Below are 25,603 nucleotides of genomic sequence, written 5' to 3'. Positions count from 1 at the left end.
CGGATCCAACGGAGACAAACATGTGGATCGACAGACTCTGCCGGCGTTTGCGCCGGCTGGGAGCACTTGCGCTCGCGGGCGGCCTGATGGCCGCAGCCACCCCGGCCCTGGCCGCCTTCAACCTGACGACGCTGTATGACGGCGGCAGCTCGGCCAAGGTGCAGTACCAGGTGGACACGGGCGGTGGCCTGGTGTTCAAGGTCATGGCCTACGACAACGGCGTCAGCACGCAGTCCAAGGGTGACCTCTCCAGCATCCTCTACAACGGCGTGCAGTACGCCGACGCCAGCCGCGGCTCGCAACTGAACTCGGGCTTCGACTACCTCTACAGCAACGTCTCCGCCGTCGACGTGCAGGCGCAGATGGTCAGCAGCACCGGCGTGGCCACGCCGGCCTCCACCGCCAATGGCGGCGTCGTCAGTGGTGGTGCTTACGTCAAGATCACGGTGACCGTCTACAGCGCCAACGGCGGTGTGCTCAAGCACTACTACATGGCCAGGAGCGGTGAGCCGCGCGTCTACATGGGCACCTACTTCACCGAGGAGCCCGACACGCTGAACCTCGTGCGCTTCATCCTGCGCGTGCCCATCGCGGCGCTGTCCAAGGGCGGGCCGGCGGGCACGCCGGGCGGCCTGGCCAGCAACGGCAGCTGGCCGCAGGACCTGCGCGGCACCGACACGACGGTCGAGGCCAGCGACGTGTTCGGCTTCTCCAGCAGCACCGCCAGCGCCGGGCAGACCCGCTCCAAGCACTACTCCAACATGCGGCTGAAGGACTGGCAGTACTTCGGCGGCGTGAACAGCGCCGGCAGCGTGGGCCTCTGGTTCTACCGCGACAACAACGAGGGCAACTCCGGCGGGCCGTTCTACCGCAGCCTGCTCAACCAGATCACGTCCACCAACAACGAGCTGACCTACATCGTCAACTATGGCGAGGGCCAGACCGAGGCCTTCCGCATGGGCGTGCTGAACAGCTACACGCTGATGTTCACCAGCGGCGGCGCGCCGGCGGCGCCGGACACGAGCTGGTTCTCGCTGATGGCGCTGGACGGCTACGTCGGCGCATCCGGCCGCGGCACCGTGGCTGGCGTGGGCCTGTCGGGCACCGATGCCAACTTCGCCTACACCGTGGGCTTCTCCAACGCCACGGCGCAGTACTGGACCGGCGCCAACCTGGCCAGCAACGGCTTCTTCAAGAGCACCGGCATGCGGCCCGGGACCTACACGCTGACGGTCTACAAGAACGAACTGGCGGTCTACACCGGCAGCGTGACGGTCACGGCAGGCGGCACGACGACGTTGAACACACTGACCATCAACGCCGACCCGTCCAGCACGACTGCGCTGTGGCGCATCGGCAGCTGGGACGGTTTGCCGACCGAGTTCCTGAACGGCGCCCGGCTCACCACCATGCATCCGTCGGACGTGCGCATGAGCAGCTGGGTGCCGGCGACCTTCGTGGCGGGCTCATCCAGCGCCGCCACCGGCTTCCCTGCCTACCAGTGGAAGGACGTCAACAACGCGCGTGTCATCCAGTTCTCGCTGACCAGCGCCCAGGTGCAGAACCTGACGCTGCGCCTCGGCACCACCGAAGACTTCAACGGCGCACGCCCGCAGATCACCGTCAACAGCTGGACCTCGGCCATCCCGACCGCACCGTCCAAGGGCTCGCGCAACATGACGGTGGGCACCTACCGCGGCGTCAACCGGCTCTACAGCTATGCCATCCCGGCGACGGCGCTGGTGGCTGGTACCAACACGGTGACGATCAACGTCGTCAGCGGCACCACGGGCACGGCCTATCTCAGCCCCGGGTTCTCCTACGACGCGGTCGACCTGATCGTCACTCCTTGAAGCCCCTCGTCCGGTCTAGCCTCCGCTGAACGCGGTCGAGCCCGGCCGGTCCCCCGGGGGGACGGCGATGCTTGCGGCATTGAGCCGCAAGCACATCGCCATGGCGGGCCGGCTTGGGAGCGGCCCGGCGCTCGGCCCGAAAGTTCACTGGCTCGCGATCTGCCTTGGCTTGCCTTCCCGGTCGATGGCCACATAGGTCAGGTTGGCCTCGGTCACCTTCACGACGTGCAGGTTCTCGGGGTCGCGCTCGGCCATCACCTCCACGTGCACGGTGATGGACGTGCGGCCGACGCGGGTCACGGTGGCGTAGAAGCTCAGCAGGTCGCCGATGGAGACCGGCTGCTTGAAGACGAACTCGTTGACGGCCACCGTCGCCACGCGGCCGCGGGACAGGCGTGCCGGCATGATGGAGCCGGCGATGTCCACCTGGGCCATGATCCAGCCGCCGAAGATGTCCCCGTTGGCGTTCGAGTCGGCGGGCATCGGCATCACGCGCAACACCAGCTCGCGCTGGCCAGTCAGCGGTTGAATGGCACTTGATTCCTGGGTCATGGCGTTCACTTGGACAATCAGGGGGCCATTCTCGGCCCTGACTGACTCCATGCGATCCACGCCGCGCGCCATCGACCTGCCTTCCTCGACCCCTGTGCCCGCCGTGCGCGGGGACTGGGGCACCATCGCCCGGCTGCTGCCCTACCTGTGGCGCTACCGATGGCGCGTCGGCCTGGCGCTGGCCTTCATGGTGGGCGCCAAGCTCTGCAACGTCGGCGTGCCGCTGCTGCTGAAGAACCTCATCGACAGCCTGGACCTCAAGCCGGGCCAGCCCGAAGCCCTGCTCGTCGTGCCGTTGGGCCTGCTGCTGGCCTACGGCGCGCTGCGGCTGTCCACATCGCTGTTCACCGAACTGCGCGAGCTGATCTTCGCCAAGGCCACCGAGGGCACGGCGCGCAGCATCTCGCTGCAGGTGTTCCGGCATCTGCACGACCTGTCCTTGCGCTTCCACCTGGAGCGACAGACCGGCGGCATGACGCGCGACATCGAACGCGGCACGCGCGCCGTCCACTCATTGATCAGTTATTCCCTCTACAGCATCGTGCCGACGCTGATCGAGGTGGTGCTGGTGCTGACGCTGCTGGGCGTCAAGTTCGACGTCTGGTTCGCCGGCATCACCGTCGCCGCACTGGCGGTCTACATCGCCTTCACCGTCATCGTCACCGAGTGGCGCACCAAGTTCCGCAAGACCCTCAACGAGCTGGACTCGGTGGCCCACAGCCGCGCCATCGATTCGCTGCTGAACTACGAGACGGTCAAGTACTTCAACAACGAGGGCTTTGAGGCGGCGCGCTACGACGAGAGCCTGGAGAAGCTGCGCCGCGCCCAGCTCAAGTCGCAGCGGACGCTCTCCATGCTGAACACGGGCCAGCAGCTCATCATCGCCACGGCGCTGGTGCTGATGCTATGGCGGGCCACGCAGGGTGTGGTGGATGGGCGCATGAGCCTGGGCGACCTGGTCATGGTCAACGCCTTCATGATCCAGCTCTACATCCCGCTGAACTTCCTTGGCGTCATCTACCGCGAGATCAAGCAGGCGACCACCGACATCGAGAAGCTGTTCGGGTTGCTGGACCGCGACCGCGAGGTGGCCGACGTGCCCGATGCGGCCGAGCTGCAGGTGCGCGGCGCCAGCGTCGTGTTCGATGACGTGCGCTTTGCCTACGACCCGGCGCGGCCCATCCTGCACGGCGTCAGCTTCGAGATCCCGGCCGGCAAGAAGGTGGCAGTGGTCGGCCCCAGCGGCTCGGGCAAGAGCACGCTGGCGCGGCTGCTCTACCGTTTCTACGACATCGACGGTGGCCAGATCCGCATCGACGGCCAGGACATCCGCGCGGTGACGCAGTCCAGCCTGCGCAAGTCCATCGGCATCGTGCCGCAGGACACGGTGCTCTTCAACGACACGGTCGCCTACAACATCGCCTATGGCCGCCCGGGTGCGGGCAAGGAAGAGGTCGAGGGTGCGGCGCGCGCGGCCCACATCCACGGCTTCATCAGCGCCACGCCGCTGGGCTACGACACCATGGTCGGCGAGCGCGGCTTGAAGCTGTCGGGCGGCGAGAAGCAGCGCGTGGCCATCGCCCGCACGCTGCTGAAGAACCCGCCCATCCTCATCTTTGATGAAGCCACGTCGGCGCTGGACTCGACCAACGAGCGCGCCATCCAGGCCGAGCTGGAGGCTGTGGGCCAGGACAAGACCGTGCTCGTCATCGCCCACCGGCTGTCGACGGTGGTGGACGCGCATGAGATCCTGGTGCTGGAGCAGGGCCGCATCATCGAGCGCGGCCGGCACGACACGCTGCTGGCCCGGGGCGGGCGCTACGCCGAGATGTGGCGTTTGCAGCAGTCGGCTGACTAGTGAGGCTTCTTGGGCTTGTCGAAGCTCTTGGGCCGGTAGACGTTGCCGTCCCATTCGCCGTCCAGGCGCCCATCACCGTGCTGTGACGACTCCCGCGCGCGGCGGATGACGCGCTGGGCCTCCAGCGCGGCCGCACGCGTCTGGCGCTGGCGGCGGCGCCAGCCCACGGCGTTGTCGAACTGTGCCTGCAGCCAGGCGCCCAGGCGGGCAATGGACGCATCCACCCGGCTGCGCGCCCGGTAGGGCAGGGCCATGTGCACGGCCAGCGCGATGCAGGTGGCGAGGCCGAGGGCTGCGAGCACGGTGTGAAGCATGGGGCGAGTTTGAACCAAAGCCGGGCTGGCAACCACCCGTGTTGAGGGGATAAAGACCGGCTCTTACGTTTTCTGTCGCATCGCCCACAGCGCCAGCATGGCGTCAGGAATCGTCCGGCTGGCTTCGTCGCGCGCTTCGGCACTTGCCTCGGCCAGCGGGCCGTCCTCGGCGCCCAGGGCGGCCAGGGGTGCCAGCAGCGGGCCGGTCTCGGCGCCGTCGAACAGCGGCTCCCAGGGCTCGGGTGCCAGGTTGACGGCGATCAGGAAGCCGGCGGCCCAGTCCTCGGCGTCGGCGTACTCGGGTGCCTCGTCCTCATCGTCGCTCTCGCTCTCGCCGTCGGCAAAGCTGAAGATCGGCTCCCAGGCCTTGGGGTGGTTCGTCCAGGCATGGGCGATGGATTGCAGATGGCGCAGCACCAGCAGGGTGACCTTCTTACGCTGCTTGCCGCTGACGAAGGGCGCCGGGTCCACGTCGCCGTCACCGCCCCAGACGACCGGCAGCCAGGTTTCGCCGGGCACATCGGCCAGTTGACGGCCGGGCGTCAGCAGCAGGCCGGCCAGGTAGCCATCCAGCGCCTCGATGTTCAGCGCACCCTCCGTGGGCAGGATGGACAGCAGCTCGTCCAGGTCGTTCAGCTCATCGTCGGACAGCGGGAGGTTGTCGGAAGCGGGGTTGTAGTTGGGGTATTGCATGGGTGTCGTCTCGAGTTCAGCCGGGGCGGCCGTGGCGGCTCTTGGGTTTCTTGCTGTCGATGTCGGCGAACTGCGCCTTCAGCAGCGCCATCAGCACGCGCGCGTTGGGTTCGGTCATGACGATGAAGCTGCTGGGCTCGATGCCGTCAACCGGCGTCTTGGCCGTGACCAGCGCGTCCACCTTGAACATGAGCTGGCCGTACTGGTTGGTGGACGCGGCCTTGAACTTCTGGATTTCGATTTGATGGGTTTTCATATGGCGAGGCGATTGCCGGCAGACCGCCATCTTGCCATTCCAGTCGGTCCGCCTTAAGGTCCGCGCATGGCTCGGCCCGCTCGACTCGAGATTGCCGGCGCGGTCTACCTGATCGGCGCCCACTGCCCGTTCGAGAGCGGCCGGCCTGCTTTTGCCGACGAACTGGACCGCGCCGAGATGCGCGCGCTGCTGGCCCAGGCCCTGCACCGCTTCGACGCCCAGGCCCTGGCCTACGCGCTGTTGCCCGATCACTACGACCTGCTGCTGTTCACGCGCCGCGCCAATCTGTCGGCGCTGATGCGCCACATCAACGGCGTCTACACCCAGCACCGCCAGCGCCGCGACGGCTTCAGCGGGCCGCTGTTCCAGGGCCGCTTCCATGCCGTGCTGGTGGACCGCGAGCGCCATTTGCTGGACGCCTGCCGCTGGGTCGACCTCGGCCCCGTGCGCGAAGGCCTGGCGCGTGGCGCGGCCGGTTGGTCGGGCTCCAGCTTTCGCGCGCTGGCCGGCCTGGAGGCCGCGCCGGAGTGGCTGGACGTCGACGGCCTGCACAGCCACCTGCTCAAGCGCCCGGCCGTCACGCCGGCCCAGCACCGCCTGGCAGGCGACCGCTATGCCCGGCTGGTCGCTTCCGAGCCCGGGCTGCAGCTGTGGCCGGGGCGGCTGCGCGAGCAGATCTTTTTAGGCGACGCCGAGTTCGCCCGCCGCATGCGCGCGGTGGCCGTGGCACCCAAGCGCGTGGCGCGCACGAGCTGGGCCGAGTGGCTCAAGCGCGCCGGCGGCATCCGCGAGCAGGCCTTGTGGCTGGCCCACACCGATGGCGGCGTGGCGATGACCGACCTGGCCGGGCAGCTTGGCCTTTCGGTTTCGCGCATCAGCCGCCTCATTTCCGCAGCGGAGAAGGCCGTTTGAAACGCCGTGCGTTGCTGCTGTCCGGCCTGCCGGTCACGGCACGAGCCGCCGATTACGCCGGCCCCATCTTCGACGCCCACCTGCACTACAACGACGACGCGCAATCGCCGCACCCGCCGGCCGACGTGCTGGCGCGCATGGGCCGGGCCGGCGTGCGCGGGGCGCTGGTCAACAGCCGGCCTAACGACGGCACGCTGCGGCTGGTCGCTGAAGGCGGTGCGCAGTGGGTGCCGTTTGTGCGGCTGTACCGCAACCGGGCCGACTACAGCGGCTGGTTCGCCGACGACAGCATCCGCCTCATGGTGTTGGAGCTGCTGGCCAAGGGCAGCCCGGCCGGGCCTTTCCGTGGCCTGGGTGAGTTCCACCTCTACGACAGCGCCAATGCCGATGGGCCGACGGCCATCGCGCTGATGAAGCTGGCCCGCGAGCGCGGCCTGACGGTGCTGGCCCATGTGGACGACGTGGCCGTCGACAAGCTGCTGGGCCACGCGCCCGGCGCGTCGCTGATCTGGGCGCACACCGGCATCTCCGGCGAGCCGGTGGCGCGGGTGCGCGAGCTGTTCGCCAAACATGCGGGGCTGCGCGGCGAGCTGTCCTACCGGCCCGGGCTGACCTTCGACGGCCGCATCACGCCCGAATGGCGTGCGCTGTTCGCCAGCCATGCCAGCCGCTTCCTGATCGGCTCGGACACCTGGGTCACGCAGCGCTGGCAGCACTACGAAGGCCTGTTCGCCGACTACCGCAGCTGGCTGGGCCAACTGCCTGACGAAGTCGCGCAGCGCATTGCCTGGGGCAACGCCTCAGAGCTTTTCAAACTCAAAGCTGCTTGAACCGGTGCGCGTAGGCCGGGCTGACCTCCAGCGTCTCCGGCCGGTTCTTCAGCGCGATGCTGAGCTTGCCGCTCAGTGATCGCGCCACCGACTTGATCGCGTGCGCGTTGACTATCGTTGAGCGGTGCACCTGCCAGAAGTGCTCGCCGTCCAGCCGCGTGACGAGTTCCTTCAGCGGCACCGAGATCAACGCCTCGCTGTCGGCCGTGACGACGGCGACGTATTTGTGGTCGGCACGGAAGTAGGCCACGTCCTCGACGGTGATCAGTTGCAGCTCATGCCCGCGCTGCACGGTGATCCAGCGCAGCGGCTCCACGCCGGCGGGCGAGGTGCGCGCCGTCATGCGCCCCAAGTCGGCGGGCGGCTGGGTCAGGCGCTCCTTCAGGCGCAGCAGCGTCTTGGCCATGCGCACCGGGTCCAGCGGCTTCAGCAGATAGCCGACGGCGCCTTCGTCGAAGGCCTGCACCGCGTAGCGCTCGTGAGCCGTGATGAAGACGACATGGGCGCGCCGACCGATCAGCTGGGCGACTTCCAGGCCCGACAGGCCGGGCATCTGCACGTCCAGGAAGCAGACGGCCGGTGCCAACTGCTCCACCAGGCGCAGCGCCTCGTGGCCGTCGCGCGCCATGCCGACGACCTGGGCCTCGGGCCACTGGCGCAGCAACTCCTCGCGGATCTCGGCGGCGAGCAGGGCTTCGTCTTCGGCAATCAGGATGCGGGTCATGTCGGCCAGGTCAACTTGAATAGAGGCAAATCTTCGGCAATCAATTCCAGCCGCGCGCCGTCGCCATGCACCGCGCGCAGCCGCTGGGCCAGCTCGACGACCGGTACTCGTTCGGCCGCCCGCCGCGTGCGCTCGGCGTCGGGGCCCAGTGCCTGCAGGCGCAGCTCGGCCACGCCGGCGCCGGCGTGCAGGGACAGACTCCACAGCGTCGTGCCCTCGTCCAGCAGCGGGCGCAGCAGCGGCAGCAGCACCATGGGCGCCAGCGGCCAGTCGGGAGGCTCGGCGAGGCCGGCGAGGTGCAGGCGCTCGGTGTGCTGCGCGTCGGCGCTGACCAGCTGGGCGTAGGCGCGCAGCGCGGCGATCTCGCGGGCCAGTGTGGACAGCTCGGCCTCGACGTGGGGCTGCAGCGCGCGCAGCAGTGCTATCAGCGCGGCCAGCCGCGCCTGGGCGCGCAGCGGTTCGCTCAGCAGCTCTTCGTCGATGGCGGCAAGGCGGTCCGACAGCAGTGCCGGGTCCACGCGCGCCTGCAGTGCCAGCAGCTGCGTCGCCGCGAGCTGGCGTTCGCGCAGCGCGGCGGCGCCCTGCAGCGTCGCCAGCCGCGCCTGGGCGCGCTCCGAGAAGCGCAGCTGCACGTAGACGGCCACACCCAGGCCATGCCAGATCAGCGTCGTGCTGGCCAGCGCGAAGTCGTTCTCCCAGGTCCACCAGTCGGCCTTGCCGAGCAGCGGATACAGGTGCGGCGCGATGACCCAGATGCCGCCGACAACGGTGAGCGCGACGACACCGACGTAGGCCGGCCAGGCCGGCAGCCGACCGGCGTCGACGAGGGCGTCCGCCGAGCGCAGCAGCAGCACGGCGGGAACCCCGAACTGGATGATGTTGTAGACCAGCGCGTTCAGGACTTCGCGGGCGGTCATGGCATTGCTCAGCGGCGTGCCATTGGCCACCAGCGTCGCGGCGCCGACGAGCAGCATCCAGCCGGCGTCACCGGCCCTGACGGTCAAGGCCACGGCAGCTGCACGCGGGCGATGAGGCCGCGTGGTTGGTTCAGATGCAGGCTTAACTTCGCCGCTGCACCATGGGCCGCTGCGAGGCGCGCGCGCAGCGTGGCCAGGCCGGTGCCGCTGCCGCTGCCGCTGCCCATGCCGGCGCCGGTGTCGGCCACCTCCAGGCGCAGCAGGCCGGGCTCGTCAGGGTCGGGCCCGGCGCGCACGCAGATCTCGCCGCCGTCGACCTGCGGGGCGATGCCGTGCTTGATCGCGTTTTCGGCCAGCGTCAGCAAGCAGGTGGACGGCACGATGACTTCGTCCAGCCCCGCTGCGACCTCGAAGCGCAGTCTCAGTCGCTCCGGCCCGATGCGGCGCTGGTGCAGGGCCAGGAAGGCGTGGACGAGTTCCAGCTCGCGCGCCAGCGGCGCCTCGGCCTGGCGCAGCTCGGGCAGGGCGGCGGCGAGGTAGCGGCGCAGGTCGCTCAGCATCGCCTGCGCGGCGGTCGCGTCGGTGCGGGCCAGGCGGCGCAGGTGGGCCAGCGTGTTGAACAGGAAATGCGGCTCCACCTGGGCCTGCAGCAGTGCGGCGCGGGCGGCGTCGAGCTGGCGGGCCTGGGCCTGCTCGGCGCGCTTCAGCGTCTCGGCGGCGGCCTCGCCGTGGTGGCCGCGGCGGCGGTACTCCAGGCCCAGGCAGACGCAACTGGCAAAGGTCACCAGCACCTGCAGCGTGTAGGCGGTGAGCCGGCCGTCGGGTGCCCCGACGGCATGGACGACACCGTTCAACAGCGCGAACAGCAGCGTCAACCCGGCGATCTGCACCGCCAGCCCCCAGCTGCGCGCCGGCCCCGCGCTGGGCAGCCAGCGCTGCGTCAGCGTCGCGCCCAGCCACAGCCCCCACAGCAGGAAGGCCAGACCCAGGCCGCCGCCCAGGCCCACGTCGGCATGGCAGCTGCCTTCGTCCCCGTCCTGCTCCGGCCACAGCCCGCAGCGCACGGCGCCTGGCAGCAGCAGCGCCAGCGCCAGCAGGGCGCTCAACGCGGCCGCGGCCAACTGGGTGCGCCAGCGCGGCAAAGCGACACGGTCGGCGGGGGCGGGTGGCATCGAAGAGGGCAGCTCAGCGCGGCGTGTTCGCCTGGGCGAGGGTGGCGGAGGCCGCCGCCGCGACGGCGCGCGGCGCGGGGTCGGCGAAGCGGATGTTAAGGACGTAGCGCTGCGGTGTGCCGGCGCGGCATTCCAAGGTGCTCATGGCAATGCGCACGGGCGTCATGTAGGCGCGCGAACCCAGCAGGCCGACGACCTGGGTGCGGCCGTCGGCACCGACCTCGAACTCCACGCGCACCTCGCCCTCGGCGCCGACACGCTGCTTGGCGCTGGCCAGGTATTCGGCGAGATGCTCGTTGACCTCCAGGCAGGCGGCGGGCGTGGCGGGGTTGGCGAATGCGGGTGCGGTGGCGAGCAGCAGCAGGGGCAGGAAGGCTTTCATGAGGATCTCCGTGTGGCTGGAATGGCGCAAAGTTAGAGATCGCGGGCCGCCGAGTCAGCCGCTACCGGACGAAGCGCGTGATTCGTCCGACGAAGCGTGCGCGGTGGGCGACGGCAAAAACGCGCGCTGACTTTCCTCACGGGGCCTAAGCTCCCGACCCAGACCTGGAAGGAGACCCCATGCGCCTGCTTGCCGCCTTGACCGCTCTGCTCGTGGCTGCCACAGCCAATGCCGCCGACATGAGCCCGCCCGCCGACAGCAAGACCGCCGCCGACGACGCGCTGGCCACGCCGCGCCGCCTCATCGCGGCCAAGGACTGGCCCGGCGCGCTGACCGCGCTGCGCGCCCAGCCACAGGCCGGCAATGCCGACTGGCACAACCTGCTGGGCTACACGCTGCGCAAGCACAAGCCGCCGCAGCTGGCCGAGGCCGAGGCCGAATATCTGCACGCGTTGCGCATAGCCCCTGCACACCGCGGTGCCAACGAATACCTCGGCGAGCTGTACGTGATGAAGGGCGACCTGCCCAAGGCACGCGAGCGGCTGGCGGTGCTGGACAAGCTCTGCCCGGCCGGCTGCGAGGAGCGCGAGGACTTGCAGCGCGCCATCGCCGCAGCCGGCAAGTAACGGCTTGCGACTTCCACCGGGCCGAGGCGCCCCTACGATGCGCGCCATGCTCAAGTTCTTCGTCCAACGCCCGTGGCTGGGTGCGCTTGTCGGCTTGCCGCTGGCGATCATGCTGCTGGGTGCCATCGTCGCGGCCATCGTCTGGGTGCAGCTGCCGGCGCTCGACACGCTGACCGACTACCAGCCCCACCAGCCGCTGCGCGTGCTGAGCGCCGATGGCCAGCTCATCGGCGAGTTCGGCGCCGAGCGGCGCCGCTTCGTGCCGCTCAAGGACATCCCCAAGCCCATGCAGGACGCGCTGCTGGCCGTGGAGGACAGCGACTTCTGGCACCACTCGGGCATCGACTACAGCGGCATCGCACGCGCCGCGTGGCGCAACCTCACGCATTCCGGCCCGCGGCATGGCGCGTCCACCATCACCCAGCAGCTGGCACGCGACACCTACCTCACCAAGGAGCAGCGCTGGACGCGCAAGATCGTCGAGGCGCTGCTGGCCATCAAGATCGAGCACGCGCTGGGCAAGGAGCAGATCCTCGAGATCTACATGAACCAGATCTACCTCGGCAACCGCGCCTACGGCTTTGCGGCGGCCGCCGAGCGCTACTTCGGCAAGACGCTGGACAAGCTCGACACCGGCGAGATCGCCCTGCTGATCGGCCTGCCGAAGGACCCGAACCGCCTCAACCCCGCCGTCTATCCCGAGCGCGCCAAGCGCCGCCAGGCGGTCGTGCTGGAGCGGCTGGCGGCGGTGGGCCTGGTGACGTCGGAGCAGGCCAAGGCGGCGCGCGAGCAGTCGCTCAACATCCAGCGCCCGCGCCGCCAGGCCGGTGTGGCCGACCACGCCGCCGAGCAGGTGCGCCAGGAGATGCTGGTCCGCTTTGGCGAAGAGGCCTACACGCGCGGCCTCACGGTGACGACGACGCTGTTCTACGCCGAGCAGGCGGCGGCCCAGGAGGCGCTGCGCCACGCGCTGTTCGAGCTGGAGCGCCGCCAGCCCTTCCGCGGGCCGGAGGCCACCGTCGACTTGCCCGAAGGCGAGGGCCTGGACGACGCGCTGGACGCTGCCTTCGACGCTCACCCCGACCTCGGCGAGTTGCGCACCGCCGTGCTGCTGGAGCAGGACAAGAACGCCGCCAAGTTGGTGCTGGCCGATGGCGAGAGCATCAGCCTCAAGGGCGCGGCGCTGCGGTCGCTGCAGGGCCTCAAGCGCGGTGCCGTCGTGCGCGTGCTGGAGTCGGGCAAGCAATGGCTGCTCAGCCAGACGCCGCAGGCCGAGGGTGCCGTCGTCACGCTGGACCCGGCCACCGGCGCCATCCGCGCGCTGGTGGGTGGTTTCGACTTCACGCGCAACCAGTTCAACTCCGCCACCCAGGCCTTCCGCCAGCCGGGCTCGGCCTTCAAACCCTTCGTCTACTCGGCCCTCATCGAGCAGGGCGGCTGGGCCGGCACGCTGGTCAGCGACCAGCCCATCACGGTGGGCGACTGGTCGCCGCGCAACTACGACGGCCAGTACGAGGAGGCGCTGACGCTGCGCCAGGGCCTCGCCCGCTCCAAGAACATGGTCACCATCCGCCTGGCACAGGCACTGGGCCCGCAGCGCGTGCGCGGCTGGGCCGGCAAGTTCGGCCTGGACGAGGAACGCCAGCCGCTGAACCTGACCATCGCTTTGGGCACCGGCGAGGTCACGCCGCTGCAGATGGCGCAGGCCTATGCCACCTTTGCCAACGCGGGCCAGATGCCCACGGGTTGGCTGATCCAGCGCGTGCAGGACGCCCAGGGCGCCACCCTCTGGCAGGCCGACCCACCCAAGCCCAAGCAGGCCATCAGCGCGCGCAACGCGTTCATGACCTCGCAACTGCTCGCCGCCGTCACGCGTGAGGGCACCGGCGCGCGGGCCAGTTCCATCCTGGGCCGCTGGGACCTGTACGGCAAGACGGGCACCACCAACGACGCCATCGACGCCTGGTTCTGCGGCTTCCAGGCCTCACGCGCCGGCGCGGTGTGGATCGGCTATCCCAAGCCCAAGTCGCTGGGCGAGCGCGAGACCGGCGGCGGCCTGGCCCTGCCCGTCTGGGCCGCCACCATGGCCGTGGCGCTCAAAGGCCAGCCCAACACCCAGCTGACGCCACCCACCGACGGCCTGGTGCAGCAGGACGGCAACTGGTTCTACAGCGAGTACGCGGGCGACATGGCCATCGCCCGCATCGGCCTGCCGCCAGCGGCGGCAGCGGTCGAGGATGCGGCTTCGGAGCCTCAGTCGCCTTGAGCTGACGTCAGCCGGTGTACGGCCCCTTGACCTCGCCCCAGCCCCACCTGGGCATGGGCGCATCGGCGTTCACCTCGGCGCCGGCCTGCGAGTTGATGACGGCCAGCCGCGAGCCCCATTCCAGGTAGCCCACCAGCGCGGAGCGGAACTCCGGGTCGTCGGGCATGGCGAGCTCGTCGGCGGTGTCCAGCAGCAGGGCGACCCAGGCGCGACGTTGTTCCTGGCCCAGGTGCCGGTTCAGGTGCTGGCGGATCATGTGCGGATGGCCGCCGTGCTCGGCGGAGTAGGTGGCCGGGCCGCCCAGCACCTCGGCGAGGAAGGCGGCCACGTGGGCCGGGTGCTCGCCGCTCATGTGGGCGAAGACGGGCGCGAGCAGCGCGTCGTCCTTGACGCGCTCGTAGAAGCGCTCGGTCAGCCGCTGCAGCGCGGGCAGGCCGCCGAGCCAGTCGTAGAGCGTGGGGACGGCGGCTTCGGTCATGGCTTGGGCGCTAGTGGTGACGGGGCGGAGATGGTGCCGGCAGCCGGAACGGCAAGGGCGGGGTTCGGTCGGTGTTTGCCCGCGGTCAGCCACAGCGCGAACGCCAGCTCGCCGACCAGGGCCGGTAACAGCACGGCCGGGAACAGCAGTTGCGCGAAGCCCGGGGCCAGCAGCAGTGCGAAGCTGTTGACGAGATAGGCCACTCCGGCGAGGCCCAGCCCCCAGCCCAGCACGCGTGGCAGCACGCCGCTCACGGCGATCAGCCCTCCGCAGATGAGGCAGGAGAAGCCAAAGAACACGAGGCCGATGCCGAAGCCCTGGCTGTGCAGGCTGACGGCCAGCATGGCCAGTGCTTCCCGCTGGCCCGGCAGGAAGGCCGCGCCCATGGCGGGCGCGCTCAGCAGGTCCAGCGCGGCGAGCAACTGCACGCGGTTGGCCACCAGCATGGCCGTCTGCACGAGGTTGAGGCCGGCGGCGGTCAGCGCCAGCGGCTCGTTCACGGGCCGCAGCAGCCGCCACATCATGACGATGACGGGCAGGTCCAGGACCTGCGTCAGCAGGTCGGCCACGAGACCCAGGCGCCACAACTGCGGCTGGGCGGCGATGTTGCGCGCCGTGGCCGCCGCATCGCCGGCGACGACGAGGCTGCCGCGCACGACCGCTTCGCTGAACAGGCCCAGTGCAATGATGCCGAGGTAGCACAGGCCGGCAAGGCGCAGCTCGCGGGCGCTGACGGAATGGGGGAGGGCAGGCATCGTGATGGCGGTTGGCGCGTTCGCGACAGGACGCAAACGCGGGTAACAGTTCTTTGGGGCTGGAGCGCGGCCCTAGAGTAGTTCGTCCTCATTGCACCGCCATTCGCCATGCCCCGTTCACTGTCCGCCCTTGCCATCGTTCTCCTGCTGCTCTCCGGTTGTGCCTCGGTGCGTCAGGTGCCGGAGGGGCGGGGAGGGCAGGCGCGCATGGCCCAGGCGCCGTCGGTGGCCGGCGTGGCGGAAGAGAGTTTTGGCAAACCGGCCTGGGGTCGCCAGGGCGAGTTCAAGCTCAGCGGCCAGCGCGTGCACTTTGAGCGCGGTGCCGACAAGCTCGCACTGTTCGAACCCCTACCCGCCAACGTGCGTGCGCCACTGCGCTTCAGCTGGGCCGGCCCGGCGGGCGACAGCGCGGCCATCTGCGAGGGCTGGACGCCCGAGACCACGGCCAACGGGCGGCTCACCGACAGCAAGCCCTGGGTGCTGAGCTGCAAGTGGGGCAGCGCGCCCGCCGCCATGCTGCAGATCGGCGAGGGCCAGATGCGCCGCAGCAAACTCAGCCGCGAAGGCGCCTATCGGCGTGGCGAGCTGACGTTGGGCCTGCGGTCGGCGCATCTGCTCGACGGCAGCCCGCAGCCGCAGACTGCCGCCGTAGGCTACGAGATGCTGCACCAGGGCACCGTGGTCGGCAGCCTGGACCTCAGCGGCGCCGTGCCGCGCCTGCGCCGCCCCGACCCGGCCACGCCACTGGGCCGCGCCGTCACCGAGGCGGCGCTGGCGCTGGCGCTGGCCTGGGAGCCGGGTAATTAGGAGCCTGCGCGCCGGCACGGCCGCCCAGGCAAAGCAGGCGGCCAGCACCAAGGGCAGGCTGCCGGGCAGAGGCAGCTTCTGCTCGACGAAGAAGCCGTTGAAATACATCTCGCCGGCGGACGAAGACATCAGGAAGTTGGTCTCGGTGCCCACGGTCTGGCCGGGATTCAGCGCACCGATGCGGAAGGCCGCGACGCTGTCGCTGCCATCAACGCCGAAGATGGGGTTCAGCGCGGCGAGGTTGATGTCGGTGTCGGACAGCTTGATGAAGCGGTCCTCGTTGTCGGCCTCGCCCACCAGGTTGCCCTGGCGGAACACGCCGGCCGCGTCGTCCCACTGCATGGCGTTCGCCGCCGTCGGGCTGCCGACCCATTGCCGGGTCACGACGAAGAACAGTGTGCCGGTCGTGAATGCGTTGGTGTTGGTCCAGTCCAGCTGGGTGACCCAGCGCGACGTGCCGTTGCCGAGGTCGGTGATGAAGGGGCCGCCGGTCTGATTCGAGCCGATGCCGCCGATCACCTCGTAGGGCGCGGCCAGCAGCAGGGACGGCGTGAGCAGCAGCGCAGCCAGCCAGAGCCGCGCGCGTTGGAGCAGTGAGGTCATGGGCGCTTCCTTTGCGTCAGTGCAGTGAGACTGCGCAACGTTGCTCCGATGGCGCGGCCGGGTCAATCCACGCCAGCGCGCGACTGCCCCCCATCCCGAGGGGGGCGCGCGCCAGCGTTTGAGGATCAGCCCTTCTCGGCCAGGGCCTTCAGGTTGGCCAGGCCGGCGGCGAAGTCAGGCCCCACCATCTTGTCCATGAACAGGCCCATCCAGCGGTAGACCGGGTTGGCGCCCATGTCGCCATCCATCGTCCAGGTGACCTGGGTGCCGCCACCGTTCGCGTCCAGTCGGAACGTGCCGGTGGACGTGGTGCCGAAGTCGGGGAAGAAGAGCTCATAGCCCACGCGGCTGGGCGCATCGGCGGTGGTGAAGGTCATGCGGCCATCGCCCTGGCTCTTGCTCTTCCAGGCCCAGACGGCGCCGGCGCCGGAGGCCGGGCCGCTGTATTCGATGGCCATGGCCGGGTCGCGCTGGTTCCAGGCGCTCCACTGCTTCCAGCCGCGCGGGTCGGCGATGAGCGCGTAGATCTTCTCGGGTGGGGCGTTGACGACGACCGTGCGCGACACGCTGAACTTGGGCGACAGCAGCAGCCCGCCGCCGATGAGCAGGGCTAGCAGCACGACGACGGCGATCAGCAGGATCTTCAGCGCTTTCATCAGGGCTCTCCGGAAGTGATTTGCGCAGGACTGTGGGCGCGCCTTGGCGGCCACACAATCCGCACAACTCCTCGAGCATCCTCATGACTGTTGACGCAGCCCGCTACGCCGAACAAGGCTTTCTCGTCATCCCGGGCTTCAAGGCCGCCGCCGACATCGCCGCGCTGCGCGCCCGCGCGCTGGAGATCGTCGACGCCTTCGACCCCGGCGAGCAGCGCCCCGTCTTCACCACCGAGGAGCAGCAGCGCCATGTCGACGACTACTTCCTCGACAGCGGCAACCAGGTGCGCTGCTTCTTCGAGGAGGAGGCCTTCGACAGCGACGGCCGGCTGCGCGTCGACAAGGCGCTGGCCATCAACAAGATCGGCCATGCCATGCATGACCTGGACCCGGTGTTCAGCGCCTTCTCCAAGGGCGATGCGCTGCGCGGCGTGGCGGCTGAGCTGGGCCTGGCCCGGCCGCAGGTCTGGCAGAGCATGTTCATCTTCAAGCAGCCCGGCATCGGCGGCGAGGTGCGCTGGCACCAGGACGCCAGCTTCTTCGAGAGCGATCCGCTCACCGTGACGACCTTCTGGTTCGCGCTGGAAGACGCGACGCTGCAGAACGGCTGCCTGTGGACCGAGCCCGGTGGCCACCGGGGCACGCGCGGCGTGCTGCGCGAGCGCTTCGTGCGAGACGGCCGCCAGGCATGGATGGAGGCGGTTGACGCGACGCCCTGGCCCGCAGCCGATTCGCGCGAGGCCATCCCGCTCGAGGTCGAAGCCGGCTCGCTGGTCGTCTTCCATGGCTTGCTGCCGCATTACTCGGCCGCCAACCGCTCCGGGAAATCGCGCCATGCCTACACGCTGCACGTGACCGACGCGAGCAGCCGCTACTCGCCGCGCAACTGGCTGCAGCGTGACGAGGCGTTGCCGGTGCGCGGGTTTTAGGCCTCTTCCTCACAGCGCTCACAACTGCATACGCGTCCAGCCCTCTGTCCTACAAGGAGAGGGCCCTTGCACCGGCAGGTCGCAAGGCCCGGCACGAGCAAAGTTGGCTTCACCGCAAACGTCGATAACACGACGACAGGAGGCCAACATGAAATTCCCGAAATCAATTCACGCCGAAGGTTGGGCCGATCACATCGACACCACCCCGGGCACCCTGTCCGACACGCACAAGCCCGCAGCTTCCCATGCTGGCTTGCCCATGCGTGGCGCCAAGCTGCCGGCGAGCGCCATTCGCATGAATGAGCCGCAGGTGTCGCCGTCGCTGTCGACCACGCCGCTGGTGACGCCCCGCATGGCCTCGATCGACGCACGGCCGCAGCAACGCGCCGCCGCGCTGCCGCCGCAGCGCCAGAACCAACTGAGCTGGATGATCGCTGCCGGTGCTGGCGCCGCCGTCATCGCTGCGATGGCTGTGTGGTCGCTGAACCGGCCGTCCGAAGCGCCGATCTCGCCGGCTGTCATCAGCAGCGCCGAGCCGCCGACCCAGGTCGCCGCCGTCACGCCCGAACCGCCGCCAGCGGCCGACCGCGACGACACCCCGGCCGCCGCGCCTGCGACGACGCCCGAAGCTGCCGCGCCCGCCCCGGCCCGCCCGGCCCCCTCGCTGACGACGGTGAAACCGGCCGCCGAGACCCGCGCCATCGCCCAGGCCAATGTGCCCGCGCCGCGCCCGGACCTGGTGCTGCGTGCCAACCCGCGCAGCGCGGCGCTTGAGCCGCTGCCGAGTCAGCAGGCGCCGACGACGGTCGCCACCGCGCCAGTCGAGCCTGCGCCGGTCATCCAGCCGGGCACGGCGCCCCTGACGCTGCCGCCCACGGCTGCCGGCCCCACGTCGGTGACGCCGCCGCTAGCCTCGGCGGTGCCGGTCACGCCTGGTGCTGCAAGTTCGACCTCGCCCGGCACGCCGCCGCTGGCCCAGGCACCGGTGCCTGCCGCCGAGGACGCCGGCATCACGGTGCAGGTGCGGAGCGCGCTGGCATCCGACTCCACGCTGGCTGCAGTGCCCATCGCTGTCAGCACGGACCATGGTGTCGTGAAGCTGGAAGGCCAGGCGCCCGACGCACCGACCCGGGAGCGCGCGACGGTCGTCGCGTCGTCCGCAGCGGGCGTCAAGGCGGTCGACAACCGGTTGACGCTGCCGCCGGCAACGGTGGTCAGCCAGGCACCCAGCGGCCTCTGATCGGTCCGGCCTGAAACGACAAAGGCGCCTTGCGAGGCGCCTTTGTCATTGGAGAAGAGTGGTCAGTGGCAGAACTGGCTGCGCGCCGGTGCCAGCTCAGCGTCGATCAGCGCTTCTTCCGTCACGTCGCGTGCGGCTTCGAGCTGCAGGCAGAGTTCGGTGATGCCGTCGTCACGGCCGCCCACCACTTCGGGCAGGGGTGTGGCGGCGACATCTGTGGGCAGGTCGGCCAGTGCGCCGATAAGCTGGAACAGCAGTTCCAGGCTGGCTTCGCCGTCCTGCGGCAGGTCGCGCGCAGCGCCCAGGCTGCGGGCCAGGTACCAGCAGGCTTCGGCCGCGTTGTCGCAGGCCTGGGCCTTCAGTTCCAGCGCGCGGTTGCGGGCATCCGCTTCCTCAAGGGCCTGCACCGCTTCGAACGCGCCCAGGTCAACCGGGACGGCATCGTCAAGCGAGAGCGCGGCAAAGTCGAGTTCGTGGGCCATGGGTGCTGCGGTGTTCGTGAGGCAGGGCCATCCTAACGGCGGGCCGGTCCGGCGAGGGCCCCCTCACCTCGGGCAGCGTGAAGCAATCGCCGGAACTAGTTCACTATTCAACGCTTCTTCGTGGGACGGGTCCAGCCGCTCAGCGCCACCTGTTTGCCGCGCGCCACGGCCAGGCTGCCGGGTTCGACGTCCTTGGTGATGGTCGAGCCACCGCCGATCGTGGCGCCATTGCCCAGCGTGACTGGCGCGACAAGCACGCAGTTGGAGCCCACATGCACGTCGTTGCCGATGGTGGTGCGGTGCTTGTTGGCGCCGTCGTAGTTGGCCGTGATGGAGCCGGCGCCGAAGTTGACGCGCTCGCCCACCGTCGCGTCGCCCAGATAGGCCAGGTGGTTGGCCTTGGCGCCGTTGGCCAGCGTCGAGTTCTTCACTTCGACGAAGTTGCCGATGTGGACGTCCGAGCCCAGTTGCGCGCCGGGGCGCAGGCGGGCGAAGGGGCCGATCAGCGAGCCCTCGCCGACGCTGGCGCCCAGCGCCTCGCCGTCGATGTGCGTGAACTCGTGGATGCGCGCGCCGGCGGCGATGGTCACGTTGCGGATCACGCAGTTGGCGCCGACGCGCACGCCGTCGCCCAGCGAGACCTTGCCCTCGAACACGCAGTTCACGTCGATCTCGACATCCTGGCCATGCGTCAGCGTGCCGCGCAGGTCGAAGCGGGTCGGGTCGGCCAGGCGCACGCCGGCGCGCATCAGGCCTTCGGCCTGCTGGGCCTGGAAGGCGCGCTCCAGTTGCGCGAGCTGCACGGGGTCGTTGACGCCCAGCACCTCGGTCTCGCTGCCGGCCTTGATGCCCAGCACCGGCAGGCCCTCGGCCACGGCCATGGCGACGATGTCGGTCAGGTAGTACTCGCCCTGGGCGTTGTTGTTGGTCAGCTGGCCGACCCAGCGCTTGAGCGCGCCGGTGGGCGCGGCCATCATGCCGCTGTAGCCCTCGCGGATGAGGCGCTGCGCGGGCGTGGCGTCCTTGTGCTCGACGATGGCGAGCACGCCGCCATCGTCCTGGTCGCGCACGATGCGGCCGTAGCCGGTCGGGTCGGCCAGGTCCACCGTCAGCAGCACCAGCGCGTGGCCGGCGCAGGCCTCGATGAGGGCCTTGGCGGTAGCCGTGGCGATCAGGGGCACGTCGCCGTTGAGGATCAGCGTCGTGCCTTCGCCGGCCAGCACGGGCACAACCTGCTGGATGGCGTGGCCGGTGCCGAGCTGGGGCATCTGGCGCACGAAGGAGATGCCCCCCGCGGCTTGCGCCGCGGTTCCGATGTCTTCGGCCACCGCAGCCTCCACCTGCTCGGCGCCATGGCCGGTGATGACGATGCGTGCCTCGGCGGCCAGTGGCTCGCCGCTCTTGAGCACATGGGCCAGCAAAGATCGGCCCGCGAGCTTGTGCAACACCTTGGGCGTTGCGGACTTCATGCGCGTGCCCTTGCCCGCCGCCATGATCACGATATTGAGCGCCATGCCTGCCTTGCGACTACGTTTGAACGAAGTCGCGATTATGGTCAGGCCGCATGGCGCGGCCGTGCTTCAGCGGATGGCTTGCACCGCGACGCGATGCGATTTCGGGTTGACGGCGGGGAACTCGGCCAGCGCGGCGTCGAACAGCGGCGTCAGCACGGCGTCGCCCGAAGAGATGCCCTCGTTGCTGGCATGCGTCTCGTACAGCGCCTCGCCACTGGCGCGGTCACGCAGCAGCACGGCCACGGCGCGGTCGTAGCGGCGGTCGAAGAAGGGGTCCTGGCGCCAGCCCCAGGGGCCGTTGCCGACATAGCCGTAGCGCGGCGACAGCAGGCGGCCGCGCCAGCGCCACCACAGCGGGTCGTCCCAGGGCACGGGGTCGTAAGCAGTAACGCGGGCGCCCAGCGTGACGAGGATATCGGCGCTCTTTGCATCAGCCGCCGGTTTGAAGCCGGCCTTCTCCAGCGCGGCCTTGGCGGCGTCTTCAAGCGCCGTCTGGCGCTTGGTAGCTTCTTCGTTCTGCTGCTGCGAGGGCAGGCGGTCAAAGGCAAAGGTGCCCGGCTTGCGGTCGGCCGGCCAGCTGCCATAGCTGGAAACGTCGGCACCGACGGTGTACGGGCCGGTGCAGCCGGTGATGGCCAGCGTGGCGGCGGCGGCCAGGCTGGTCAGAACCAGCCGACGAGTGGGGGTGAACATGCGAGCCTCCTGGATTTGCGGCTTGTGCCGCTGATCTTGAGGCGGCGAGTTTGCCGCAGTGTGTGTGGGTGCATCCAAATGTCAGCAATCAGCCTTTTGGCTGCGCCGCGATCCCGGAAGGCTCAATCGCGCGTCAGGCGTACGACATTGGCCGTGGCCGGCGGCGCACAGCTCTCGTCATCGTCGAAGGCGATGTCGCCATCCGGCTCGGCCACGCCGGTCGCCTTCATGGTCTCGAACGGGAACAGCTTCTTGTCCATCAGGTGCGACGGCACGACCTTGCTCATGGCCGTGAAGATGTTGTCGATGCGGCCCGGGTAGCGCTTCTCCCATTCGTTGATCATGGCCTTGACCTGCACGCGTTGCAGGTTCTCCTGGCTGCCGCAGAGGTTGCACGGAATGATGGGGAACTCGCGGTGCTCGGCCCAGCGCACGAGGTCGGGCTCCTTCACATAGGCCAGTGGGCGGATGACGACGTTCTTGCCGTCGTCGCTGACCAGCTTGGCCGGCATGCCCTTCATGCGGCTGCCGAAGAACATGTTCAGGAACAGCGTCGTGACCATGTCGTCACGGTGGTGGCCCAGCGCGATCTTGGTGGCGCCTAACTCACCCGCCACGCGGTAGAGGATGCCGCGGCGCAGGCGCGAGCACAGCGAGCACGTCGTCTTGCCCTCGGGGATGAGGCGCTTGACGATGGAATAGGTGTCCTGCGTCTCGATGTGGAAATCCACGCCGCGCGAGCGCAGGTAGTTGGGCAACACCTCCTCGGGGAAGCCGGGCTGCTTCTGGTCGAGGTTGACGGCCACCAGGCTGAACTTGATCGGCGCACGCTGCTGCATGTTGATCAGGATGTCCAGCATGGCGTAGCTGTCCTTGCCGCCGGACAGGCAGACCATGACCTTGTCGCCGTCTTCAATCATGTTGAAGTCGGTGACGGCCTGGCCCACCTGGCGGTGCAGGCGCTTGGACAACTTGTTGATCTCGTACGCCGCCTTCTTGTCGGCGGCGGCTTGATCGGCGAAATCGAGGACTTCAGACATGTTGTTCACCATGCACCCAGTTCGGTGCTGATTGCGACTTCGCAGTCGGGAAAGATTTCTAGCTTGGTCAGCTTCAGGCGCACGCCGACGACGCCGGGCAGGCCCATCAGGCGGTTGCAGAGCTTGCCCAGCAGGGCTTCGACGAGGTCGGTGTGCTCGGCCGTGCACTCGTCAATGATGGCGGTGCGCACGCGGCGGTAGTCGAGCACATGGCCGATGTCGGCGTCGCGCGCGACGACCGGCATCGCGCCGAGGTTCACTTCGGCATCGACCTGGATGGGCTGCGGCCCGGTGCGCTCGAAGTCGAGCACGCCCAGGTTGGCGCGGAAACGCAGGCCCTGCAGGTGGATGACCTGGCGGTTGTTGTAGCGCTGCGGCGCGGCGGCGACCTGCGGGCGCAGCGCCAGCTCGATCTGCTTGGCCGCCTGCACGCCATCGGCCAGCGCCGTCTGCACGCAGGGGTGCCAGCGGCGGCTGGCGTCACCGGCGACGAAGGCGCGCTGGCGCGAAGCCTCGTCCAGCAAGGTGAAGACCGACGGCTCGGGCTCGAAGCCCAGCAGCGCGGCGACAAAGTCAAAGCGCTCGGCGCCGACCGTGACACCGGCCGCGTCGTGCAGCAACGCCTCGGGCAGCACCGTGGCCAGGCGCAGCGTGATGCGTGGGTGGGCGGCGGCGCGTTCGGCCAGGTGGATCTGCGCGCGCCAGCTGCCACGCGCCCACAGCGTCACGTCATGGCCGCGGTCGGCCAGGAAGAGGGCGTTCTCGGCCGCGTTGTCGCCGGCGCCCAGCAGCAGCACGCGGCCTGTGGGCAGGGTTTCGCGGCGCGTGGTCAACTGGGCCGCGTCCAGCACGCGCTCGTGCGGCACGGCGAAGTAGCGCGCCGGGCGCAGCAGGCGCAGGCCGGTGGCGACGAGCAGGGCGCGGGCCTGCACATGCTCGCCGGTGGCCAGCTGCAGCGTCCAGTTGCCGGCCGCGTGGCGGGCGGATTCGGCCCGCGTGCCCAGGCGCAGCGTGAGGCCCGGCGTGGCCCGGGCTTGCGCGGCGTAGTGCTCACCCAAGGCGGCCAGGTGGGCGGCCGGCTCGCCCAGCACCCAGTCCTGGGCGAAGTGGAGACCGGCCAGTGCGGCGCACAGCCGCGGTTCGCGCTCGACGAGCAGCGACGTCATGCCCATCTGGCCCAGCCAGGACGCGGCGCTGCAGCCGGCGGGGCCGCCGCCGAGGATGGCTACGTCGATGGAAGTGGGGCTGGGCATGGGCGCGGCAGGGGCAAAGCCGCGAATTATCCCAGTCAGCTCCGTTTGACGGGCAACCGCTTCCAGACGCGCCAGCCAAGCAACACCGCCAGGATCGCGCCGTAGACGGCCGGCTCGGCAAAGTTCTGCTTGCCGGCGCGCATCCAGATGAAGTGCAGCAGCGCGATGACGGCAACGGCGTAGACCACTTTGTGCAGCGTCTTCCAGCGCCCGGCGCCCAGCGCCTTGATGGCCTTGTTGAAGCTGGTGGCTGCCAGCGGAACCATCAGCGCCCAGGCCGTGAAGCCCATCAGGATGAAGGGCCGCTTGACGATGTCGGCGGCGATGTCGTCCAGCGCCAGGCCCATGTCCAGCCAGCCGTAGGCCAGCAGATGCAGGCTGGCGTAGCTGAACGTGAACACGCCCAGCATGCGGCGGAATCTGGCCAGCGCGGCCAGGCCCGTCAGCTCGCGCAGCGGCGTGATGGTGAGCGTCAGCCACAGGCCGCGCAGCGTCCAGTCGCCCAGGGATCGGATCAGCGCCTCGGCCGGGTTGGCGCCGAGATGGTTGGTGGCCGCCGCGTAGACCAGCCAGGCCAGCGGCGCCAGGCAGGCGATGAACAGCAGCGGCTTGGCGGCCCGGCTCAGCAGCGCAGTCGACAGGGCACGCTTCATTGGCTCAATAGAACTTTTTCAGGTCCATGCCCGCGTAGAGCTGGCCTACCTGAGCCTCGTAGCCGTTGAACATCAGCGTCGGCCGCTTCTTGGCCAACAGGCCGTCCTCGCCGATGCGCCGCTCGGCCGCCTGGCTCCAGCGTGGGTGGGGCACGTTGGGGTTCACGTTGGAATAGAAGCCGTACTCCTGCGGCGCGCTCTGCTCCCAGCTGCTGCGCGGCTGCTTCTCGGTGAAGCGGATCTTGACGATGCTCTTGGCCGACTTGAAGCCGTATTTCCAGGGCAGCACCACGCGCACCGGCGCGCCGTTCTGGTTGGGCAGCACCTCGCCGTACATGCCGAAGGTCAGCAGCGCCAGCGGGTGCATGGCTTCGTCCAGGCGCAGGGCCTCCACGTAGGGCCAGTCCAGCACACCGGAGCGCAGGCCGGGCATCTGGGAACGGTCGGCCAGCGTCGTGAACTCGACGAACTTGGCCTTGCCGGTGGGCTCCGCTCGCTTGATCAGTTCGGACAGCGAATAGCCCACCCAGGGCACGACCATGCTCCAGCCCTCCACGCAGCGCAGGCGGTAGATGCGCTCCTCCTGGGCGCTGAGCTTGAGCAGCGCGTCGATGTCGTAGTTGCCCGGTTTGGCGCATTCGCCTTCGACGGCCACCGTCCACGGCCGCGTCTTCAGCGTGTGGGCGCGCTGCGCGGGCTCTGACTTGTCGGTGCCGAACTCGTAGTAGTTGTTGTACGAGGTCGCATCGGCATAGGCGGTGGGCTTGTCCAGCACCATGCCGCCGGCGACGGCCGAACGCGCGCCCGGCAGCTTGGCCAGCTTGCCGCCGCCGGGGGCTGACTGGGCCAGCGCCAGCGGCGATGCGGCAGCGAGGCCCAGTCCAGCCAGGGCGCTGCGGCGGTTCAGGTAAACCGAGCGCGGCGTGATCTCGCTGGGCAGGGGCTCGTGGGCGGCGGGGATTCGGATCAGCATGAGTAAGGCTCTCGGGTTCTCTGGGCTTGGGGCTGAACTGTCGGTCGGCCCAGAATGGGCGCAACTTACACCGCCCGCGTTCTACGCGCTTGGCGCCCCGGCAGATCCCCGACGTGCCGGCGGGACGGCAAGTGCGCGCCACGCATGGGTTTTTACGCTGTCGGCGGGGTGA

The 25,603-nt window shown here is 69.5% G+C and carries 27 protein-coding genes and 1 pseudogene; 8 read left to right on the top strand and 20 right to left on the bottom strand.

All coding sequences use genetic code 11. From position 1 onward, the window contains the following. Positions 1–86 precede the first annotated feature (86 nt). Positions 87–1,853: a rhamnogalacturonan lyase B N-terminal domain-containing protein gene (locus tag ACXRVZ_RS11345; protein ID WP_457422862.1), complete on the top strand. Its 1,767-nt coding sequence runs from the start codon at positions 87–89 to the stop codon at positions 1,851–1,853. A gap of 144 nt (positions 1,854–1,997) precedes the next feature. On the opposite strand, the gene ACXRVZ_RS11340 is transcribed toward ACXRVZ_RS11345, so the two are convergent. Next, positions 1,998–2,405: an acyl-CoA thioesterase gene (locus ACXRVZ_RS11340; protein ID WP_457422864.1), complete on the bottom strand. Its 408-nt coding sequence runs from the start codon at positions 2,403–2,405 to the stop codon at positions 1,998–2,000. A 49-nt stretch (positions 2,406–2,454) separates the two neighbouring features. On the opposite strand from ACXRVZ_RS11340, the gene ACXRVZ_RS11335 reads away from it, so the two are divergent. Then, the gene (locus ACXRVZ_RS11335) at positions 2,455–4,263 is read left to right on the top strand and encodes an ABCB family ABC transporter ATP-binding protein/permease (RefSeq protein WP_457422866.1); all 1,809 of its coding nucleotides are present in this window, start codon (positions 2,455–2,457) and stop codon (positions 4,261–4,263) included. On the opposite strand, the gene ACXRVZ_RS11330 is transcribed toward ACXRVZ_RS11335, so the two are convergent. The 3 genes from ACXRVZ_RS11330 to ACXRVZ_RS11320 form a co-directional block, all read right to left on the bottom strand. Then, complete coding sequence (locus tag ACXRVZ_RS11330; protein ID WP_457422868.1) at positions 4,260–4,577, bottom strand: hypothetical protein; 318 nt, start codon at positions 4,575–4,577, stop codon at positions 4,260–4,262. The genes ACXRVZ_RS11335 and ACXRVZ_RS11330 overlap by 4 nt on opposite strands. A 63-nt stretch (positions 4,578–4,640) precedes the next feature. Continuing rightward, the gene (locus ACXRVZ_RS11325) at positions 4,641–5,270 is read right to left on the bottom strand and encodes a UPF0149 family protein (protein WP_457422870.1); all 630 of its coding nucleotides are present in this window, start codon (positions 5,268–5,270) and stop codon (positions 4,641–4,643) included. Between the two features lie 16 nt (positions 5,271–5,286). Then, complete coding sequence (locus tag ACXRVZ_RS11320; RefSeq protein WP_457422872.1) at positions 5,287–5,526, bottom strand: hypothetical protein; 240 nt, start codon at positions 5,524–5,526, stop codon at positions 5,287–5,289. A 66-nt stretch (positions 5,527–5,592) separates the two neighbouring features. Between ACXRVZ_RS11320 and ACXRVZ_RS11315 the strand changes: the two genes are divergently transcribed. Together ACXRVZ_RS11315 and ACXRVZ_RS11310 are read left to right on the top strand one after the other, a co-directional pair. Then, complete coding sequence (locus tag ACXRVZ_RS11315; protein ID WP_457422874.1) at positions 5,593–6,438, top strand: transposase; 846 nt, start codon at positions 5,593–5,595, stop codon at positions 6,436–6,438. After that, positions 6,435–7,268 (top strand): amidohydrolase family protein, encoded by an 834-nt coding sequence (locus ACXRVZ_RS11310; RefSeq protein ID WP_457422876.1) that lies wholly within the window; start codon positions 6,435–6,437, stop codon positions 7,266–7,268. The genes ACXRVZ_RS11315 and ACXRVZ_RS11310 overlap by 4 nt, the downstream gene beginning before the upstream one ends. On the opposite strand, the gene ACXRVZ_RS11305 is transcribed toward ACXRVZ_RS11310, so the two are convergent. From ACXRVZ_RS11305 to ACXRVZ_RS11290, 4 genes are read right to left on the bottom strand one after another with little or no spacing between them, the layout of a single operon-like run. After that, positions 7,255–7,992, bottom strand: coding sequence for a LytR/AlgR family response regulator transcription factor (locus ACXRVZ_RS11305; RefSeq protein ID WP_457422878.1), 738 nt, complete (start codon positions 7,990–7,992; stop codon positions 7,255–7,257). The genes ACXRVZ_RS11310 and ACXRVZ_RS11305 overlap by 14 nt on opposite strands. Next, a complete protein-coding gene (locus ACXRVZ_RS11300) occupies positions 7,989–9,002 on the bottom strand; it encodes a hypothetical protein (protein WP_457422880.1) in 1,014 nt (337 codons plus the stop codon). The genes ACXRVZ_RS11305 and ACXRVZ_RS11300 overlap by 4 nt, the downstream gene beginning before the upstream one ends. Next, positions 8,993–10,081, bottom strand: a complete 1,089-nt coding sequence (locus ACXRVZ_RS11295; protein WP_458232425.1) for a sensor histidine kinase — start codon at positions 10,079–10,081, stop codon at positions 8,993–8,995. Before ACXRVZ_RS11295 ends, ACXRVZ_RS11300 begins: the two co-directional genes overlap by 10 nt. 13 nt (positions 10,082–10,094) lie before the next feature. Beyond that, positions 10,095–10,463 (bottom strand): hypothetical protein, encoded by a 369-nt coding sequence (locus tag ACXRVZ_RS11290; protein WP_457422884.1) that lies wholly within the window; start codon positions 10,461–10,463, stop codon positions 10,095–10,097. Positions 10,464–10,642: 179 nt separating this feature from the next. Between ACXRVZ_RS11290 and ACXRVZ_RS11285 the strand changes: the two genes are divergently transcribed. Together ACXRVZ_RS11285 and ACXRVZ_RS11280 are read left to right on the top strand one after the other, a co-directional pair. After that, complete coding sequence (locus tag ACXRVZ_RS11285; RefSeq protein WP_457422886.1) at positions 10,643–11,089, top strand: tetratricopeptide repeat protein; 447 nt, start codon at positions 10,643–10,645, stop codon at positions 11,087–11,089. A 37-nt stretch (positions 11,090–11,126) separates the two neighbouring features. Then, on the top strand, positions 11,127–13,355 hold the full coding sequence (locus ACXRVZ_RS11280; protein WP_457422888.1) for a penicillin-binding protein 1A: 2,229 nt from the start codon (positions 11,127–11,129) through the stop codon (positions 13,353–13,355). 7 nt (positions 13,356–13,362) lie between these two features. Here ACXRVZ_RS11280 and ACXRVZ_RS11275 read toward each other — a convergent pair whose 3' ends face one another. From ACXRVZ_RS11275 to ACXRVZ_RS11260, 4 genes are all read right to left on the bottom strand, one after another. Next, positions 13,363–13,833: a group II truncated hemoglobin gene (locus ACXRVZ_RS11275; RefSeq protein ID WP_457422890.1), complete on the bottom strand. Its 471-nt coding sequence runs from the start codon at positions 13,831–13,833 to the stop codon at positions 13,363–13,365. Beyond that, a complete protein-coding gene (locus ACXRVZ_RS11270; RefSeq protein WP_457422892.1) occupies positions 13,830–14,588 on the bottom strand; it encodes a DUF4386 domain-containing protein in 759 nt (252 codons plus the stop codon). The genes ACXRVZ_RS11275 and ACXRVZ_RS11270 overlap by 4 nt, the downstream gene beginning before the upstream one ends. A gap of 348 nt (positions 14,589–14,936) precedes the next feature. Then, entirely contained in the window at positions 14,937–15,998 is a 1,062-nt protein-coding gene (locus ACXRVZ_RS11265) for a hypothetical protein (RefSeq protein ID WP_458232424.1), read from the bottom strand. 125 nt (positions 15,999–16,123) lie between these two features. Then, positions 16,124–16,654, bottom strand: a complete 531-nt coding sequence (locus ACXRVZ_RS11260) for an SRPBCC family protein (protein WP_457428145.1) — start codon at positions 16,652–16,654, stop codon at positions 16,124–16,126. Positions 16,655–16,737: 83 nt separating this feature from the next. Between ACXRVZ_RS11260 and ACXRVZ_RS11255 the strand changes: the two genes are divergently transcribed. Next, positions 16,738–17,583, top strand: coding sequence for a phytanoyl-CoA dioxygenase family protein (locus ACXRVZ_RS11255; RefSeq protein WP_457428143.1), 846 nt, complete (start codon positions 16,738–16,740; stop codon positions 17,581–17,583). Positions 17,584–17,731: 148 nt separating this feature from the next. After that, positions 17,732–18,823: a BON domain-containing protein gene (locus tag ACXRVZ_RS11250; RefSeq protein ID WP_458232423.1), complete on the top strand. Its 1,092-nt coding sequence runs from the start codon at positions 17,732–17,734 to the stop codon at positions 18,821–18,823. A 62-nt stretch (positions 18,824–18,885) separates the two neighbouring features. Here the strand turns inward: ACXRVZ_RS11250 and ACXRVZ_RS11245 are convergent, their stop codons facing one another. The 8 genes and pseudogenes from ACXRVZ_RS11245 to msrP form a co-directional block, all read right to left on the bottom strand. Next, on the bottom strand, positions 18,886–19,305 hold the full coding sequence (locus tag ACXRVZ_RS11245; protein ID WP_457426875.1) for a hypothetical protein: 420 nt from the start codon (positions 19,303–19,305) through the stop codon (positions 18,886–18,888). 107 nt (positions 19,306–19,412) lie between these two features. After that, the gene (gene glmU / locus ACXRVZ_RS11240; RefSeq protein ID WP_457426873.1) at positions 19,413–20,819 is read right to left on the bottom strand and encodes a bifunctional UDP-N-acetylglucosamine diphosphorylase/glucosamine-1-phosphate N-acetyltransferase GlmU; all 1,407 of its coding nucleotides are present in this window, start codon (positions 20,817–20,819) and stop codon (positions 19,413–19,415) included. Between the two features lie 66 nt (positions 20,820–20,885). Then, on the bottom strand, positions 20,886–21,512 hold the full coding sequence (locus ACXRVZ_RS11235) for a DUF4136 domain-containing protein (protein WP_457426871.1): 627 nt from the start codon (positions 21,510–21,512) through the stop codon (positions 20,886–20,888). A 122-nt stretch (positions 21,513–21,634) separates the two neighbouring features. Next, positions 21,635–22,552 carry a tRNA 2-thiocytidine(32) synthetase TtcA gene (gene ttcA / locus ACXRVZ_RS11230; protein WP_457426869.1) on the bottom strand — a complete coding sequence of 306 codons (918 nt, stop codon included), beginning with the start codon at positions 22,550–22,552 and terminating at the stop codon, positions 21,635–21,637. Positions 22,553–22,557: 5 nt separating this feature from the next. Continuing rightward, positions 22,558–22,953 (bottom strand): dihydroneopterin aldolase, encoded by a 396-nt coding sequence (locus tag ACXRVZ_RS11225; RefSeq protein ID WP_457426879.1) that lies wholly within the window; start codon positions 22,951–22,953, stop codon positions 22,558–22,560. A gap of 312 nt (positions 22,954–23,265) precedes the next feature. Then, positions 23,266–23,805 (bottom strand): annotated as a pseudogene (locus tag ACXRVZ_RS11220) (FAD-dependent oxidoreductase); the annotation flags it as partial. Between the two features lie 35 nt (positions 23,806–23,840). Continuing rightward, complete coding sequence (locus ACXRVZ_RS11215) at positions 23,841–24,458, bottom strand: sulfite oxidase heme-binding subunit YedZ (protein WP_457426867.1); 618 nt, start codon at positions 24,456–24,458, stop codon at positions 23,841–23,843. A 4-nt stretch (positions 24,459–24,462) separates the two neighbouring features. Then, positions 24,463–25,431, bottom strand: coding sequence for a protein-methionine-sulfoxide reductase catalytic subunit MsrP (gene msrP / locus ACXRVZ_RS11210; protein ID WP_457426865.1), 969 nt, complete (start codon positions 25,429–25,431; stop codon positions 24,463–24,465). Between the last annotated feature and the right edge of the window lie 172 nt (positions 25,432–25,603).

The sequence above is a fragment of the Roseateles sp. P5_E8 genome (assembly GCF_054177665.1).
Note: the sequence above shows the minus strand (reverse complement) of the source record. Positions and strands in the feature narration are given on the sequence as shown.

Excerpts from the sequence above, each read along its gene's own strand:
- msrP (WP_457426865.1), bottom strand. The coding sequence starts at position 25,431 with ATGCTGATCCGAATCCCCGCCGCCCACGAGCCCCTGCCCAGCGAGATC.
- ttcA (WP_457426869.1), bottom strand. The coding sequence starts at position 22,552 with ATGTCTGAAGTCCTCGATTTCGCCGATCAAGCCGCCGCCGACAAGAAG.
- ACXRVZ_RS11275 (WP_457422890.1), bottom strand. The coding sequence starts at position 13,833 with ATGACCGAAGCCGCCGTCCCCACGCTCTACGACTGGCTCGGCGGCCTG.
- ACXRVZ_RS11235 (WP_457426871.1), bottom strand. The coding sequence starts at position 21,512 with ATGTTCACCCCCACTCGTCGGCTGGTTCTGACCAGCCTGGCCGCCGCC.
- ACXRVZ_RS11215 (WP_457426867.1), bottom strand. The coding sequence starts at position 24,458 with ATGAAGCGTGCCCTGTCGACTGCGCTGCTGAGCCGGGCCGCCAAGCCG.
- ACXRVZ_RS11290 (WP_457422884.1), bottom strand. The coding sequence starts at position 10,463 with ATGAAAGCCTTCCTGCCCCTGCTGCTGCTCGCCACCGCACCCGCATTC.
- ACXRVZ_RS11245 (WP_457426875.1), bottom strand. The coding sequence starts at position 19,305 with ATGGCCCACGAACTCGACTTTGCCGCGCTCTCGCTTGACGATGCCGTC.
- ACXRVZ_RS11335 (WP_457422866.1), top strand. The coding sequence starts at position 2,455 with ATGCGATCCACGCCGCGCGCCATCGACCTGCCTTCCTCGACCCCTGTG.
- ACXRVZ_RS11270 (WP_457422892.1), bottom strand. The coding sequence starts at position 14,588 with ATGCCTGCCCTCCCCCATTCCGTCAGCGCCCGCGAGCTGCGCCTTGCC.
- ACXRVZ_RS11305 (WP_457422878.1), bottom strand. The coding sequence starts at position 7,992 with ATGACCCGCATCCTGATTGCCGAAGACGAAGCCCTGCTCGCCGCCGAG.
- ACXRVZ_RS11345 (WP_457422862.1), top strand. The coding sequence starts at position 87 with ATGGCCGCAGCCACCCCGGCCCTGGCCGCCTTCAACCTGACGACGCTG.
- glmU (WP_457426873.1), bottom strand. The coding sequence starts at position 20,819 with ATGGCGCTCAATATCGTGATCATGGCGGCGGGCAAGGGCACGCGCATG.
- ACXRVZ_RS11280 (WP_457422888.1), top strand. The coding sequence starts at position 11,127 with ATGCGCGCCATGCTCAAGTTCTTCGTCCAACGCCCGTGGCTGGGTGCG.
- ACXRVZ_RS11295 (WP_458232425.1), bottom strand. The coding sequence starts at position 10,081 with ATGCCACCCGCCCCCGCCGACCGTGTCGCTTTGCCGCGCTGGCGCACC.
- ACXRVZ_RS11285 (WP_457422886.1), top strand. The coding sequence starts at position 10,643 with ATGCGCCTGCTTGCCGCCTTGACCGCTCTGCTCGTGGCTGCCACAGCC.
- ACXRVZ_RS11330 (WP_457422868.1), bottom strand. The coding sequence starts at position 4,577 with ATGCTTCACACCGTGCTCGCAGCCCTCGGCCTCGCCACCTGCATCGCG.
- ACXRVZ_RS11320 (WP_457422872.1), bottom strand. The coding sequence starts at position 5,526 with ATGAAAACCCATCAAATCGAAATCCAGAAGTTCAAGGCCGCGTCCACC.
- ACXRVZ_RS11265 (WP_458232424.1), bottom strand. The coding sequence starts at position 15,998 with ATGACCTCACTGCTCCAACGCGCGCGGCTCTGGCTGGCTGCGCTGCTG.
- ACXRVZ_RS11250 (WP_458232423.1), top strand. The coding sequence starts at position 17,732 with ATGAAATTCCCGAAATCAATTCACGCCGAAGGTTGGGCCGATCACATC.
- ACXRVZ_RS11315 (WP_457422874.1), top strand. The coding sequence starts at position 5,593 with ATGGCTCGGCCCGCTCGACTCGAGATTGCCGGCGCGGTCTACCTGATC.
- ACXRVZ_RS11260 (WP_457428145.1), bottom strand. The coding sequence starts at position 16,654 with ATGAAAGCGCTGAAGATCCTGCTGATCGCCGTCGTCGTGCTGCTAGCC.
- ACXRVZ_RS11325 (WP_457422870.1), bottom strand. The coding sequence starts at position 5,270 with ATGCAATACCCCAACTACAACCCCGCTTCCGACAACCTCCCGCTGTCC.
- ACXRVZ_RS11340 (WP_457422864.1), bottom strand. The coding sequence starts at position 2,405 with ATGACCCAGGAATCAAGTGCCATTCAACCGCTGACTGGCCAGCGCGAG.
- ACXRVZ_RS11255 (WP_457428143.1), top strand. The coding sequence starts at position 16,738 with ATGACTGTTGACGCAGCCCGCTACGCCGAACAAGGCTTTCTCGTCATC.